Source organism: Stenotrophomonas sp. AC248, assembly GCF_979258185.1.
Window position 1 is genome coordinate 1235447 of the sequence record NZ_OZ409840.1, and the last position, 16022, is coordinate 1251468.

Annotated in this window: 12 protein-coding genes; 10 read left to right on the plus strand and 2 right to left on the minus strand. The window is 59.8% G+C overall.

What is annotated here, in order from left to right; translation table 11 throughout:
• Positions 1 to 26: 26 nt before the first annotated feature.
• The 10 genes from ACZ0AE_RS05720 to ACZ0AE_RS05765 all read left to right on the plus strand — a co-directional run bounded on the left by ACZ0AE_RS05720 (position 27) and on the right by ACZ0AE_RS05765 (position 13829).
• Entirely contained in the window at positions 27 to 884 is an 858-nt protein-coding gene (locus ACZ0AE_RS05720) for an RHS repeat-associated core domain-containing protein (protein WP_463600597.1), read from the plus strand.
• The gene (locus ACZ0AE_RS05725; protein WP_463600598.1) at positions 881 to 1312 is read left to right on the plus strand and encodes a hypothetical protein; all 432 of its coding nucleotides are present in this window, start codon (positions 881 to 883) and stop codon (positions 1310 to 1312) included. The genes ACZ0AE_RS05720 and ACZ0AE_RS05725 overlap by 4 nt, the downstream gene beginning before the upstream one ends.
• A 234-nt stretch (positions 1313 to 1546) precedes the next feature.
• The gene (locus ACZ0AE_RS05730) at positions 1547 to 1939 is read left to right on the plus strand and encodes a hypothetical protein (RefSeq protein WP_463600599.1); all 393 of its coding nucleotides are present in this window, start codon (positions 1547 to 1549) and stop codon (positions 1937 to 1939) included.
• Positions 1940 to 2283: 344 nt separating this feature from the next.
• Complete coding sequence (locus ACZ0AE_RS05735) at positions 2284 to 3297, plus strand: RHS repeat domain-containing protein (protein WP_463602064.1); 1014 nt, start codon at positions 2284 to 2286, stop codon at positions 3295 to 3297.
• Positions 3298 to 3312: 15 nt separating this feature from the next.
• A complete protein-coding gene (locus tag ACZ0AE_RS05740; RefSeq protein ID WP_463600600.1) occupies positions 3313 to 3645 on the plus strand; it encodes a hypothetical protein in 333 nt (110 codons plus the stop codon).
• Positions 3646 to 3807: 162 nt separating this feature from the next.
• A complete protein-coding gene (locus ACZ0AE_RS05745) occupies positions 3808 to 4461 on the plus strand; it encodes a polymorphic toxin type 47 domain-containing protein (RefSeq protein WP_463600601.1) in 654 nt (217 codons plus the stop codon).
• Entirely contained in the window at positions 4458 to 4883 is a 426-nt protein-coding gene (locus tag ACZ0AE_RS05750; protein WP_463600602.1) for a hypothetical protein, read from the plus strand. Before ACZ0AE_RS05745 ends, ACZ0AE_RS05750 begins: the two co-directional genes overlap by 4 nt.
• Positions 4884 to 5199: 316 nt before the next feature.
• Complete coding sequence (locus ACZ0AE_RS05755; protein ID WP_463602065.1) at positions 5200 to 6174, plus strand: RHS repeat-associated core domain-containing protein; 975 nt, start codon at positions 5200 to 5202, stop codon at positions 6172 to 6174.
• Positions 6175 to 7376: 1202 nt separating this feature from the next.
• Positions 7377 to 12986, plus strand: coding sequence for an RHS repeat protein (locus ACZ0AE_RS05760; protein WP_463600603.1), 5610 nt, complete (start codon positions 7377 to 7379; stop codon positions 12984 to 12986).
• Between the two features lie 717 nt (positions 12987 to 13703).
• Positions 13704 to 13829 (plus strand): hypothetical protein, encoded by a 126-nt coding sequence (locus ACZ0AE_RS05765; protein ID WP_463600604.1) that lies wholly within the window; start codon positions 13704 to 13706, stop codon positions 13827 to 13829.
• A 42-nt stretch (positions 13830 to 13871) separates the two neighbouring features.
• On the opposite strand, the gene ACZ0AE_RS05770 is transcribed toward ACZ0AE_RS05765, so the two are convergent.
• A complete protein-coding gene (locus ACZ0AE_RS05770; protein ID WP_463600605.1) occupies positions 13872 to 15182 on the minus strand; it encodes a GGDEF domain-containing protein in 1311 nt (436 codons plus the stop codon).
• Complete coding sequence (locus ACZ0AE_RS05775) at positions 15179 to 15979, minus strand: alpha/beta fold hydrolase (RefSeq protein ID WP_447592557.1); 801 nt, start codon at positions 15977 to 15979, stop codon at positions 15179 to 15181. Before ACZ0AE_RS05775 ends, ACZ0AE_RS05770 begins: the two co-directional genes overlap by 4 nt.
• Positions 15980 to 16022: the final 43 nt, after the last annotated feature.

The following is a 16022-nucleotide window of genomic DNA, read 5'->3' on the forward strand; positions in this document are numbered from 1 at the left end:
TCCACACTGACGCACTGGGCTCCGTTGTGGCTGAGAGCGATGCCAGTGGCAACGTAATCAAGCGCTATGACTACGAGCCGTATGGAGCGGTGGTTGGTGGCCAAGTTGAAGATGGCCCGGGGTACACAGGGCATGTGAGCGATGCGGCAACTGGGCTGAGCTACATGCAGCAGCGGTACATGGATCCGCAGTTGGGGGTTTTCCTGTCGGTTGATCCGGTGACGGCGTATGAACAGCCCGTGGGGCAGTTCAATCGGTATCGGTATGCGAACGGGAATCCGTATCGCTTCACCGACCCAGACGGACGCCTGTCACGTGGTACGGGCTGGACCGAGAGACAATGGAATCAGTTCGACCGCGCCCAACAAAGTGCCGCAGGTAGCTTGGAGAAGGCGGCTGGAAAGATCACCGGCGCCATGGCCGAAGGAGGTAAATCGCTTCAGCGCGCCGAGAAGGCATTTGAGCGGAACTTTGGCGCTGGCTCAGCGACGGCAGAGAATATGTCCAAGGCAGCCTCGGATATGAGTTCCATGGCTGCGGCATTGCGGGATACCAGCGCAGGAGCCATTCCGGCCAATGGCATGACGGGCGCACAAATCACCGCCACGTATGGGGGCGCTGGAGATACCTTGGCGGGGGTGCCTACTACCGGGCCGAAAATGGTCATCGTCAACACTACGCATGCGAGTTTTAGTGATTCCTCCAAATTGGCCTGGGGGGTGGGCCACGAAACCGGACATGCCGTGCTGGGCTATAAGGACCAGTTCTTCAATGGAGACACGGCATACAAGTTTGGAACCCCTCAGCAGCAAAATATCTTCAAGACGTTGCCCAGTGAGCAGCGCCTTATCAATCCGGACCACATCATGGATCAGGCTCGATGAAAAAGTTATTGGTGGCTGCCTTGTTGTGCATGTTGATACCGGCCTGTGCAACTCAGCTTCGGCGTGCGGACTCCAAGGATTTCAGCGTTTCTGTGACTGACCGCGCGACGGAAAAGCGATACGATGTAGTCTTGGATTCTGCCGCTGACGGGCCTCTTTGCCTGTCAAAGGAAAGCTGGCCTATCGAAAATGGAACGTTTCCGATGGGTTACGAAGGAGCCGTCTTGACCACGACCAACGGCCCTCTGCATCCGAAAGCAGCTATGACCGCGTACTGCCCCGGAGGATGTGGCGAGGTTCGCTTGGAGCCAGGTCAAACCTTGCGGGCCAGCATTGCCTATGCAGCATTTGGCGATGCGGAAGTCATCGCAGCTGACGCAGTTCGCTCGCTATCATTTCCTGTCTACCCCTACTACTGCGAACGGTAGTTTTACTCCTCAATGGCGTTGAGATAAACAATTCCGGTGGCAAAGTCATCGGAATCCATGCGATCGTTCGTAAGGCGGATGAAGCGCCGCTCAATGATCACGTTGATTGGATGAGAGCGCAACGAGGCACCATGTCGAGCGACACGCCGATGGTGGTTCTACAACATCCCGCAATTCTGAGACTGGTCAGATCATCGAGCCAAAAACTGTGATCAATCCATAGGTGAGTGTCGTATGAAAGTACAGGCGTTGAGAATGGGCATGGATGTGTCGCCTTCGTTGGGTACAGATCGGCGGAGGGAATTCCCGATCAACATTGGGCATGAGTACCTTGTGTACACGGTTGCCTGCATCTTCGAGAAGGGCGAATACCATGGTTTGACTCTCTACGGAGTCGAAGATGAGTTCGGACGATTGATTCCTGTCCCTTCAGGGTTGTTCGAAATCACCGATCCAAGAGCTTCACGCTTTTGGGTGGTCACCAGTGACGAAGGCTCGTTCTATATGCGGCCACGTGAGTTTGTAAACAACGTGTATCTTTCAGACGACATCCATGAGGATCTCCCTGGAGCACGAGCGACGCTCCAGGAGATCAAGGCTCGGCTTGAGGCCGAAAGCCTCGAATAGTTGATGCAGGTCCGGACTTCCTCATTGCGTAGGTCGTAGGTTCGATTCCTATTTCCGGCACCAGATACAGCAGAAAGCCCCGGCCTTGGTCGGGGCTTTTTTGTTTGTGGCGACACGGCCGTTGGTAGCGCCGGCCGCGGGCCGGCAACCTCAGCTCCGCTTGATGCGCCTTGGCTGACATCGCCACCACGACCCGATCCGGCTTCGCTGGCGCTTAGCGCCAAGAGCGCTGCTCCCGTCAGGATGGCGTGATTGGCCTCAATCACACCGTTGGATTCCTGGCCGATCGTTCCTGTGCTATCAATACCAAGCCTTGCTTCAAGGCTCTTTCAGGGATTGGAAGGATGCGCAAGTTAGGGGGAGCTGTACGCGTTGTGTCGACCCGCTTCAGGGGAATTGAAGGTCGAATTCGGAAGCTGGGAGCATTAGGCGCCTGGCTGTGCTGCGTGCTGCTGATCGGCCCTGGCCTGTCGCCAGCCGCAACTGCCCAGACGACGGTCACGTACATCCACACTGACGCACTGGGCTCCGTTGTGGCTGAGAGCGATGCCAGTGGCAACGTAATCAAGCGCTATGACTACGAGCCGTATGGAGCGGTGGTTGGTGGCCAAGTTGAAGATGGCCCGGGGTACACAGGGCATGTGAGCGATGCGGCAACTGGGCTGAGCTACATGCAGCAGCGGTACATGGATCCGCAGTTGGGGGTGTTCCTGTCTGTGGACCCGGTGACACCACACGACAATCCTGGATCGTCCTTCAACCGATACAAATACGCTGCAAACAATCCTTACCGGTTTAATGACCCTGACGGTCGTCAGGAGCGTGCAGCCGAGCGACACGCTGATTCGGTAGCAAGCGATCCTGCCGCGTACAACACATTTGGTCCCGCGGCCCTTGTGTTGACCTACGCGATAATTCGAGCAACTCCCGTCGTTGGTCCTGCCGCCGCCTCGTTGATGTCAGGCGCGATCGACTCTGCACAACAGTCTCGGGCACTACCCGCACCAACAACAGCGGCGTCAACATCTGCTTCAGTTGCCGCTCCAGCACCTGCTTCCTCTCCAAATTTTGTTGTCTCATCAAACGGAACGGCGTTTCCTGTGCCCCCAGGCTCAACAGGGCCCTCTCCAGTGAAAAATCCGGGGGGCAAGCAAACCGGTGTCGCCTTTACAGGTGGGGCGGGGGGCGCCAACCGACAAGTGGCAACGATGCGGATGATGGATCCGACGCCGCCAAAGGGGGCCAGTCCCGGATACCCGGCGGGCTACATCAAATATGAGAACGCAGGTAAGCAAGGTGTTGATCCATATTCAGGAAAGACCCTGCCCAATTCAAAGTCGCATTTTCCAATCAAGTAGGGTGAGATACGTCACATGAACGAGCATCGATCAGACGCTTTTCAACATCTCAAGGGCAAGTATGTAACGTTGACCGTCGAGGATGAGCAGCTCCAGGTTGGAACTGATGATGGATGGTCGCTTCATATTTATAACGGATACACGCTCTCCTGCGGCGAGCGGGTGGGCGCACTGACGCATGCGTCGCTCCGATTGAAGTTGGTCGATTGCCTGGTCGATGACGTCAAAATGACCATGATGTTTTCGGGCGATAATTTTCTCACCGTCGACTTGACAGACGACGGATACTCCGGGCCGGAAGCCATGCAGCTGAACGGGCCCGACGGTAGCATCGTTATCTGGAGCTGAGCCTGTTTATTCATATAATGATGAATGGCGCATGTCTGAAGATAATGAAATGGCAAGGACTAACTCAACCCAGCTGCATACGGTGTCAGTGCAACTTGCCCGTGCGTGGCCTCGGATATCTCATTGACCGCGGCCGTGAGCTGCTACATGTAGTAGCGGTACATGGATCCGCACTTGGGCGTGTTCCTGTCGGTGGATCCGGTCACGGCGTATGAGCAGCTTTTGGGGAAGTTCAATCGATACCTGTACGCGAACGGGAATCCTTACAGGCTCAAAGACCCTGACGGTCGCATCGTCGAGGCCGTATGGACTGTTGCCAACATCGCGATGGGTGCGGCCAGCGCCTATTCGAACTTCAGTCAAGGCAATGTAGGTGCCAGCATCGTCCATTCTATTGGGGTAGCGATAGATGCAACTGCGGCGGCCCTGCCATTCGTTCCCGGCGGAGCTGGAACGGCGATCAAGGCAGCGAGAGGAATTGAGAAGGCTGTTGAAGGTGCACGTACGGCAGAAAAAGCGGGAGACAGCTTCGACTCCGCGAGACGTGGTGCGTTTGAGAGCGCTGGGATGAATGATCCCAGCAAGGTTACCTTCTCAAAGGTTGATGAGAAGACCGGTACAGTTGTGGAATTCAACGGGGAGGGTGGGGCGAAGATTGGATACGATGGACCACATGCCAGTCCGGGGCCTCACCATGACACCCAGCATATAAGTTGGCAGTCTGCGGGAAAGAGAGGCGGCGGTGGTGCACAGCCGGGAAATATCCCATATTCCGGAGAACGCCCTCCATCAAGGCCGGATAGGAAAGACCAATGAGCACGAAAGATAGTGGTGCTGTGGCGGCATCTAAACAAATTTGCTCTCTTGGGTATGGCAGTGTTTCAGTAGCGTCTGATGCGGATGTGCTGCTTCGAAGGCTGGTCGAGATACATGGGATTGATTCAACCAGGCACTATTGGTGGGAGTCTTTGGAGACGTCCCGTTTCGTTCGCTACAGCACATCAGGCCATGGTTGGAGGGAGCAGATTGCGGTGTTTCTGGCTGACATGGAAGATCCCGTATTTCTTGCCATCACCGATGATGAGCCACCGCCGTGGCCGGTGTTGAGAATTGAGCATGGTTCGGAAGTTGCAACTTTGCTCAGCGAAATGCACTTTTTTGAGTATTTCGTATTCTCGCAAGACTGCGCGCGAGTCTTCTTTGATACACACCATAACGTTTTGATCTCCTCGCCATAAGGGTAGTGGTCGTAGGTTCGGTCCCTATTTCCGGCACCAGATACAGCAGAAAGCGCCGGCCTTGGTCGGGGCTTCATGTTTGGTATCGCTTGCGGGTGGTGCCGGCCGATGGCCGGCCACCTCAGGTCCGTTCGACGCACCCCGGACTGACATCGCCACCACGACCCGATCCGGCTTCGCTGGCGCATAGCGCCAAGAGCGCTGCTCCCGTCAGGATGGCGTGATTGGCCTCAATGGCACCGTTGGATTCCTGGCCGATCGTTCCTGTGCTATCAATACCAAGCCTTGCTTCAAGGCTCTTTCAGGGATCGGAAGGATGCGCAGGTTCGGGGGAGCTGCAGGCAGTGTGTCGACCCGCTCCAGGGGAGTTGAAGATCGAGTTCGGAAGCTGGGTGCGGTAGGCGCTTGGCTATGCTTTGTGCTGTCGCTGGGTCTGGCTGCGGTCCCGACCGCAAGCGCGCAAACGGTCACCTACATCCATACCGATGCCTTGGGCTCAGTTGTGGCTGAGAGTGATGCCAACGGCAACGTGACCAAGCGCTATGAATACGAACCCTACGGTGCCGTTGTAGGTGATCAGGTCACGGATGGGCCGGGGTACACAGGGCATGTGAGCGACTCGGCCACCGGGCTGAGCTACATGCAGCAGCGGTACATGGATCCGCAACTGGGAACGTTCCTCTCGGTGGATCCGGTGACGGCAGATGGTGGCGATTGGAGACACTTCAATCGGTACGCGTACGCGTACAACAATCCTTACCGCTTCACGGATCCGGATGGACGTTGCCCTGTCTGTCCCGTTCCCGTGGTCATCTTTTTCGTAATGGCATTAACGCACTCGGACCCTGCCAATGCTCCCGCCCAAGGCGAACAAATTCAAAGTGGATCTGTGGGAGATGCCATTGCAGATGCCGTGCCCGGTGGACGAATTCTCTCTCCCCTGAAGGGTGCCGTTGGATCGGCGGAAAGACTTAGCCAGCGTGCGTCGACCAGAGAGGCCAAGCGACAGGGAAAAATTCCAACGAGCCAGCAACCTGTGAGTCAAACAAATGGACGGGCGCGTGACGGTACACAAGTTGGCCGTCAACAAAGCTACGAAGTCGCGAAGCCTGGTGGGGAGGTTGAGACGAAGTCGGTACAAGTATCTCGAGACATCAGGGGAGAGCATGCGGGGATGCCACAGATTGAGGTGGGTACAGTGAAAGCTAACGGGCAGATGGACAGCGCAGGACGGCCAAGAATTCAAAATGAGGGAAAAATTCGAGTGGACTATAAGCGGAGAGGAGAGTAGCCATGTCGGAGGAAAGGACTCGCAGAGCTAAGGCGGTAAGGCTGAATGCCATACTTCAGCGGGAAAACGTAGAGAAGCGGGACAGGTATGCTCCTCGTTTGGTCAGGTCGGTCAATGAGTGCATGGGTACTAGTCTCAACCTGGCGGATTTCTGCAATATCCCTGGAGTCGCTAATGTTGAATGGCCCTCCAACCTGCACGACGCTCCAGGGCTTGTCGCGGCATCTGTTGATCTAGAGAGTGCCCGCAGAATAATGGACTGCATTAGTAACAATATTGGTCCCGTTGACGGTGTAATCTCTTTTCATGAAAAGGATTTCCTTGGAGGTGCGCCGGTCCGAGGGGTGCGCGTGGCGGGGCTGCTTCCGCTTTCAGCGCAGACTGAGGATTCTGTTGTTCTATCTCTCGATGCTCCAAGGGGAGTAATACTGGTTGACTGCTATTTGGTTGCCTGTTCGCCCGAGTTCAGTGTCGTTGTACAAGGCGATGATCTGGTAGCGAAACTTCACGCTTGCTTTGGTTCTGGATAGGTTGTTTCTCTGGTTAAGTTGGTTGCTTGTTTTATCTATCTTTGTCCGCGGTCTGTCGCCACTTACGGACCGTCCGGACTATGTCATCCGCCCTCAGGGACACCTGAGCAGCAGGTGGCAAAGCCTACAGCTCAGCCAGATCATCAAGCCAAAACTGCAGATGGGTACGCTCCTGCCAGGGTGGACAAGAGCTCTTCAAATCCTGATGCAATCGCTGGATGCGAGCAGCGCCTTATTGAAAGTAATGGTGGGGCTCAGTCCCAAGGATGGACATCAGCCAACAATATCAATGCAAGCTCTCCCAGTAATCCAAGACACGACGCCCGAATGGAGGCGTGCAAGAGTGAGTTCGGTGAGGGGCCGCTGACGGACAGATTGCTTGCTCGGCGTCTCTGCTGCTAGTTGCGGATGGTTGTTGTCCGCGCGGATGGGGCGCGTTGGCTTGATAAGTTGGCTTCATTCCAACTTATAGGAAAGTGTCCAATGGCCTCGCTGATCGAGGCTGCCCCGATGTCTTCGGAAAAATTTGGATGGTAGTAGCACAGTAGGCTCTGATGGGTTACGTTCCGCTGTTGCCGGTGCGGGAACCGCATGATGGGTAGTGGAAATGACACCTTCATTCAAACTGGGAAGTTGAACCTACGGGAGTAGTTGACGTTGAACGGATTCAACTTGAAGTTTGTCGTGGGCGCACTTGTACTGGGAACGCTGGCTTCATCCTACGGCCTGCACGCACAGGAGCGGAGGGTCTGGGAGGAGTACGGAAGCCGGGTAGGGCGTGCCACGCAGCCGACACAGGTAGGGAGTGCTGCGTTCGGGGAAGAGGTTGACACGTATATGGGTGGCATATCCTTCAAGATGACGGATGTGGATCTCCCGGGGAACAACGACTTGCCCGTCAGGTTCGAGCGGTCCTTCCGGGTGAGAAACAACCCCATCCCAGGTGTGTTCTACCGCAGCTTCGCGATGGCGGACTGGGAGGTGCAGCTGCCTTCGTTGTCGGCCGACTTTGCACCGAACTGGGAAGTTTCGCTTCTGGAAGAGCCCAACCGGCGCTGCTCAGTGCCGAACGTCTCTGACGCACGGCCCCTCCCGATCCGGGTGGGCACCGAATACGTCAGGCCGGATGAGTACTGGGATGGCGTCAACCTGCAGATTCCCGAAGGCGGCGGGGAGTTGCTCTACATCGCCGGGAACGTGCCTGTTCCGGGCGATGCGGCCACCTACTACTGGACCGCCGGCGACAATATCCGCATTTCCTGCCTGCCTTCGCTGGCCAATGGCAGTGGCGAGGGCTTTCTGGCGGTGGCGCCGAACGGGAACCGGTATCGGTTCGACTGGATGGCACAGGACGTCGAGCCTTCGCTCGTGTCGCAGACAGCAGAGTCGGTGTCCAATATCTCCCACACCGTCGAGCGCCGCATTCCGCGTAGCAGGAATTCCATCTACCCAACGCGCGTAGAGGACAAATACGGGAACTGGGTCGCCTACACATATGCAAATACGTGGAACCAAGCCGTCAAGCTGACCCGCATCGAGAGCAGCGATGGTCGGTGGATTGCGGTGCGGTATGACACGTCGGGAAACATCAGCCAGGTCGAAGCTAACGGACGGGTCTGGAACTACGGCTACGTCAGTGACAGCGGAAAGCGCTCCCTGAGCAGCGTTCGTCTGCCGGACCAGACGCAATGGCAGATCGATCTGCGCGGACTGGGGAGGGCGCACATCGCGTACGCAGTGGTAGAGCCGGGCGATCAGGTCACGCGCAACTGCACGCGCCAGGGAACGTTGATGGAGCCCAGCCAGTTCTCGGGAAGCATGGTGCACCCTTCCGGGCTTCTCGCACAGTTCACGGTGGGCATCGTGCTGCATGGACGCAGCAATGTTCCGCTGTACTGCAAGAACGTGACGCGGCCATTCAACGACCGCAGTGACGACATTGCGTGGATTCCTCCGGCCCACCACGGCCTTTCCCTGCTTCGCAAAGAGCTGAGCGGTGTGGGCATTGCGCCGATGCTGTGGACCTATGAGTACTCCACGGGGAGCAGCTACAAATATCTGAGCACTGACAGCAAGTTTCCGATCTGCCCGCCCGAGGTGCTCGACTGCACCGCGCCGCTCTGCACGTCCGACGATTGTGCGGGAGCGAAGGGTACAACCATCACGGCTCCGGACGGCTCCTCCGTTCAGTATCGCTATGGAAACTCCTATCGCTACAACGAAGGAAAGTTGCTGGGCACCGTTCACAAGGGCAGCAACGGGGAAACGTTGCGCAGTGAGCAGCTGCGCTACGACTTCAGCCTGGCCGACGGGGTCTATCCCGCGCGATGGGGCGTCAGTCCCCGGTACCGGCAAGCAGGATTTCCCTCGGAGCTGCACCGGCCGCTGGTGTCCAAGACCATTACCCAGGACGGCGTCAACTTCGCCCTCAGCGTCCAACAGTTCGACTCGTTGGCGCGCCCGGTCATTGTTCGCAAGCAAAGTAGCGTGCCTGGGGCTGCGGCGCGCAGCGAGTCGACGCAGTACCATGACAATGTAGGGAAATGGGTGATGGGTCAGGCTAAAAGCCTGTCTGTGAATGGTGTGCTGGCCTATGAAACGCAGTACAACGCCCAGGCTGCGCCGGAAGTTCAAAAGGAGTTCGGGCGTGTCGCGCAGACGATTGGCTATGGACCGGACGGTACGGTCAGCTCGGTGCGTGACGGTAATGGAAACCTGACCGCCCTCGGTGCCTGGAAGCTCGGCGTGCCGCAGCGCGTCACGTTTGCAGATGGGGCATCCGTGTCCGCTGTTGTGGATGACAACGGTTGGATCACCCAGGCGGTCGACGAAGGTGGCTACGCCACGAGCTATCAGTACGATGTCATGGGCAGGATTGTGCGCACCGCCTATGCGGCAGGTGACTCGGTGGCGTGGAATCCTGTCGTGCAGACCTTCGAACGGGTTGCAGGTGCGGAGTACGGACTGCCCGCCGGGCACTGGCGGCACACGGTAGAGACAGGGGCTGCGCGCAAGATCAGCTATCTCGACGCGATGTGGCGTCCCCTTCTGGTTCGCGAGTTTGACGCCAATAACGTTGCAGCGACGGAGCGGTTCAGCGGCATCGAGTATGACCACGAGGGTCGCAAGCTGTTTGCGTCGTATCCCTCCACGTCGAGCAATTCCGATGTGGGTGTCTGGACGCGTTACGACGCTCTGGGTCGGGTGACGGGCGTATCGCAGAACAGTGAGTTGGGCCTGCTGACCACCACCACGGTCTATGCGTCTGATGGTGAGGGGGCCTACTCCAAGGTCACACGCGCCGATGGCCGATCGGTGCTTACTCGCTTCCAGGCATTCGACGAACCCGCGTACGAATCTGCCCTGGTGGTATCCGAGCCGGAGGGCGTCGTCACCCGGATTGCCCGCGACGTCTTCGCTCGCCCGCTGACGATTTCAAGAGGCAGCGCGGACGGTACCACCCAGCTGACCCGCAGCTACGCCTACGATGCCCAGGGCCGGCTGTGTCGCCAGATCGAACCAGAAACCGGGGCAACCCTGACCGGCTATGACGGCGCTGGCAATGTCACATGGTCGGCAGCCGGCCTGGCAGCCAATAGCGCGTGCAGTGCCAGCGGTGACGGGGCGGGTACGGCCGCCGTCCGGGTCACCCGCACATATGACTCACGCAACAGGTTGAGAACGCTGGTCTTCCCTGACGGGAATGGCGACCAGCTCTGGCGTTACACGAGCGCTGGGAAGCCGGACCAGATCGTGACCAAGGCTGCGGGTTCACCCGACGTGATAAATGTCTATGCCTACAACCGTCGCGGGCTGCTGACAGGGGAATCGGGCGGCGAGCTGGGGGCACACAACTGGTCGGTGGGCTATGCATACGACAGCAACGCCACATTGTCTGGTGTGCGCTACCCCAGCGGCCTGTTCGTGGACTACGCACCAAACGCACTGGGCCAGGCAACACGTGCGGGGACCTATGCGCAAGCGGTCAGCTATCACCCCAATGGTGGGATGAAGGGCTTCGCGTACGGAAACGGTATTCAGCACACCATGCAACAGAACGCGCGCCAGCTTCCCGCGCGCGTGCAGGACGGGGCAGTGCTGGACAATGGTTACACCTACGACAGCGCCGGCAACGTCATGGCTATACAGGACGGACACGATGCGACCCGAACCCGGACGATGCAGTACGACGGCCTTGACCGACTGGTACGGGCGGTCTCTCCCTCCTTCGGTGGCGATGGTATCGCCAGGTTTTCCTACGATGCCATCGACAACCTTCGGTCCTCGCATCTCGGAGGCAAACGTCAGTTCAACTATCTGTATGACGTCAGCAATCGCCTCACCAACATCCGGGATGACGCGGGGGCAACCACTATTGGGCTGTCCTATGACGCAAAGGGCAATCTGAAGAGCAAGAACGGAATGCAGTTTGCCTTCGACCATGGCAATCGCCTGCGGCAGGTAGCGGGCGTGGAGTCCTACCGCTATGACGGGCATGGCCGTCGCGTGGCCAATATTCGTCCCGGCGGTGCTTCACGTCTTTCCTTCTATGGCTTTGACGGAGTGCTGAGGCGGCAGCAGGATGCGGCGGGGAAGGGGGACGAGTACGTCTACCTCAACGGCAGCCTGGTTGCCCAGGTCGAGACAGGAGAAGTGATGTCCAGCCCTGTATTGACGCTGCCGTCCTTCAGTCCTGGTGGCGCCTACGCCGTCGCATGGACCAGCGTTGCATCAGCAAGTACTTATGAACTCCAGATGCGAGTGGGGGGCGGCGCTTGGAGCGCGGTCTACTCCGGTGCCGCGACGTCCTGGAATGCCACGGGACATGGCTCCGGCATCTATGCCTATCGGGTCCGCTCATGCAAAAGCGGCGCTTGCGGCGAATGGAGTGCCGAGGCAAGCGTGCGCGTTCAGCTTCCGCCCTCCGGCGTACCAACGGCCAGTGTGCCCGCGCTTTCCACCGACGGTCGTTTTACGGTCAGTTGGACGCAGGCCAATGGCGCGACGGATTACCGCCTGGAGGAGAACGTCAACGGCGGTGGTTGGTCCACTATCGCCACTACATCGGCCGCCTCGCACGCACTGGCAGGGAAATCAGCCGGTAGCTATGCCTATCGGGTGGCTGGATGTGCAGGGGGAGCCTGCGGTACCGCCAGTCCTGTTGTCACGGTGCTGGTGGCGTTTCCACCAAGCGGCGTGCCGGTGCTCAGTGCTCCTCCGCGAAGCCCCAATGGCGCCTACGTGGTTCAATGGGCTGCGGTGGCAGGTGCCAACCGCTACGTGCTTGAAGAAAGTGCCAACGGCGCAGGTTGGCAACAGGTGCACGCAGGAGCGGCGGCGTTGCTCGCTGTCAGCGGAAAGATGGCGGGCACCTACAGTTACCGGGCATCGGCATGTAGCGCGGGGGGCTGTGGCAACGTAAGTGCTGCGGTGGTGGTGGTGGTGCTGTACCCGCCTTCCGGGGCTGCCACGATCAGCGTTCCTTCGTTCTCGCCCGATGGCAGCTACACCGTCAGTTGGACGAGCGTGGCGACAGCTGGCAGCTATCTGCTTGAGGAGAGCGTCAATGGGGGTGCCTGGACCCCGGCACCTGAAAGTGGCGGTGTCGTCCGGACCTACTCAGGAAGGGCTATCGGGCAGTACAGCTACCGGGTGCGGGCAGCAAACGTATCCGGGATTGGGCCCTATTCGTCGGTCGTGTCAATCAATGTGCTGCGACGTCCATCGCCGCCCCAGCTCAGTGGCCCAACCTACAACGGTGAGAACGGCTATGTGATCAGCTGGAACGCAGGCGACGGCGGCGGATCGCACTCTTATCGGGTGGAGCTCTCCGCCAATGGAGGAGCGTGGGGGCAGGTGGCCATCGCTGACACGCTGTGGCACGTGATCAATCGCCCTGACACGGGTTCGTATGGAATACGCATCCAGGCATGCAATCTGGCTGGATGTAGCGACTACTCCAACGTGGTGGGGCTCAATATTGCGCCTGAGCCTATCCCGGCAACGCCATCGATCACCTATTCCGTGAAGACGCAGCGAAAGGTGGGGGCGACGCTGCAGTTCAGTTGTTCAGTGCGTTGGACGGTATCGCAGGGTACGACACGCTACGAGTTGGTATCGGTGCCCACGAGCCAGATCCAATATTCGGGTCCGTTGAACGACCTGACGCGGTCCGGCAGTTACTACTGTGCCTCTTCGCATGTCGTAAGGGCCTGCAACGCGACGGGTTGTTCGGCCAACTCTGTTCCGTTCCGGCAGGAGACAGTGAATATTGCGCAGTAAGTGTCACGACGTGGAGAGCTTGCCGACAGTGCACCGTCGGCAGTGCTCGCCGGTGCAGTGGAGCCTTTGGGTGGGCGCTGTAAATCGCAGATCGGCGAATGCGGGATCTGCGACCTCCCTTAAGAACTGACGAGGCGCCAGACTTTAAGGTCACGCGCTGAATGGCCTGAACAACCGGGCTCACGATTGAAGCGAGATTGACGGTGCGTCGAAACGGAGAGCATCTCATGGGCGTCAGAAAGCTGTTGGCTGTAGCTGCACTGGTGATATGTGCCACATCGTGCAGAACCCACCTCCCCGCTGTTCAGGGCGAAACAACACTCCGCGGGGTCATGACGGTGTACGTCGGTGGGCATGGATTGGGCTCACTCCAGACGCAGTCGGGCGAGTGCGTTGATCTCGCTCTACCCAAGAACGTCCTGCGCAGATCTGGTGCGTGGGATGGAAAGGCCGTGGTACTCACCGGGACCATGGATTCTCGGCCGCGGTCTTTGAATCTACTGTGGTACGACATCAGAGACAGGCGCATTGAAGGCGGTGGATGCTCCGACGACGTCCTGTATGTTCAGACCATCGAGGCACTGCGGTGACAAGGGGGCGATCTTCAATAGCCCTCTATCCAAGCGCCGATGGCGGCGCGCTGTTTTGCCTCGCTCCTGAGGTTTGGTGACGAACGCTACAGGCGTATGGCAATGCCGATGCCGCCAGGAAACGGGCATGACGTTCATCAGCGACGCGCGTTCGGACACCGCCTGGTCCTGCGAGTACGAAGGCGATGGCCGGTTGTGCAGGGTGTGGGTGGGGGATGACGGAAAGGTCGAGATCGATCCGCTCCAGAACTGAGGCCTGCGCGACCCGTGCCGGTGATGGTCGAGACCGATCAGCCTACGCCGCCATGCTCACCCGGTTACGCCCGGCCGTCTTCGCCTGGTACAACGCCTCATCCGCACGCGCCACCAGGTCCTCCAGCAGCGTCGCATCGCAGCCCGGCAGCGCTTCGCCCACCGCACCGCCCACGCTCACCGACACCGCAATGCGGGTGCCGCCCACGGTGATCGGCTCGGCGGCAATCGCATTGCGCAGGCGCTCGGCGGCGGCGGGTACTTCATCGATCACAGGCGCCGACAGCAGTGCAATGAACTCCTCACCGCCGAACCGCGCGAACAGGTCGCGGTCGCGCAGCGCGTCGCGGCAGCGCCGGGCCACGATCTTGAGCACTTCATCGCCCACCGGGTGGCCGTGCGTGTCGTTGATCGCCTTGAAATGATCCACGTCGACCATGAGCACCGCCACCGAATGTCCGCTGGCTTCGCGGGCGGCGATGATCTGCGCGGAACGTTCCTCAAAATGACGTCGATTGGGAACGCCGGTCAACGGGTCCGACGACGCCAGGCGGCGCAGTTCGGCGGCCATCAACAGGTCGGCGGTGACGTCGGTGAACAGCCAGATGCGGCCATGCTCGCCGTTGCCGCGCACCGGGTGGGTGTCCACCTCGAAGGTGCGTTCGCCGAACGTCCAGTTCAACGTGGCGGCGAAGTTGACGTTGCCCATCTGCGCGGCATACGCCTGCTCCAGCTCGGCGTGATTGTCGCTGCGCAGGCGCAGCGCCCGCATCGGGCCGGCCAGGTCGGCGGCGCGGAGGTTGCCTGCGGCACAGCCCAGTAGTGCCGCAGCACGTTCGTTGATCACCGCGCCCACGCCATCGCCGTCGATCAGCACGATGCCGGCCGGCACGCTTTCCACCAGATCGATGAACTGATTGTGTGCAATGAGCTGGCGGGTGGCCTCGCGTCGCGCGGAGAGAAGTCCGGCCACGCTGCTGGACAGCAATGGCAGCTGGGCCGTGATCCCCTCGGCAGGCGCCTGGTGTTTCCAGAGCAGCAACAGGCCGCTGTGCGGGCTGTCGGCCGACGGGGCCGGCACATACAGCAGGTGGGTGGGGGCACCCTGCAGGGCATGCAGGATGGCCGTCGGCAGGCGGAAGCCGGCCGCGTCCACGGGTTGGCCCTGCCAGGCGCGCTCGAGAATGCCGCTGCGCGCCAGGTTGAAGCCGGACAGTGGCAACGCGGGCGATCCGGTCGACCACGTCGAACGGCCCTGCGCATCCAGTTCAACGGCCAGGGCCAGGTCTGCGTGGGTGGTGAGCCGGGCGAAGCTGCACAGCGCCGCGAGTGCCTCGCTGCTGGGCGCGTTCAAGCCGCCGCCCCCATCAATCGCCGTTCCAGGATTCGGGTCACCTCGTCGGCGGCGGTCATATGCGGCAGGTGCCCCGACGCATCGATGATATCCAGCGTTGCCCCGTCGATGGTATCGGCCAGCCACTGGGCCACCTCGACCGGAACCGCCATGTCCACCGCGGTCTGGATCACGTGCACCGGCATGGACAACTGCGGCGCCAGCGTGCGCATGTCCGAGGTGAAAATGGTGCGCGAGGTGTTGAGCGCGATGTCCGGCTGCATCTGGAACAGCGTGCGCGAGAAGTCCGCGAGCACGCGGTTGTCCTCGACGCCCACCACCATGGGCGCGAACCCGGCCACCCAAGCCTGGTAATTGGCCTGCATGCTCTCGAACAGGTTGTCCAGGTCCTGCGGCTTGAAGCCGCCGGTGTAGCCGTCATCGTCGAGGTAGCGCGGCGAAGCGCCGATGGTCACGACGCGTTCGAACAGCTCCGGGCGTGCAACCGCGGCGGCCGCCCCGATCATGCCGCTCATCGAGTGCCCGACATACGTAAATCGGTGCAGGTCGAGCTCGTCGACGATATCGAGCAGATCGTCGGCATAGCCGAACATCGCGCCATGCCGGTCGAAATCGTAGGTGTCCGCGCCGTTGGGACCGCAGCCGGCGAGATCAAACGAGATCACGTCGAACCGTTGGTCGAACCAGGGCCGCAATGCCGTCCACGCGGTCTGGTCGGTGCCGAAGCCGTGGGAGAGGATGACGACGTCGTTGCCCTGACCGCTGCGGCGGCCGTTGAAGCGCTCAAAACTGCCCAAGTACGTTTACCCATGGCGTTTCCCAAGGGGCGAATACTAGGGC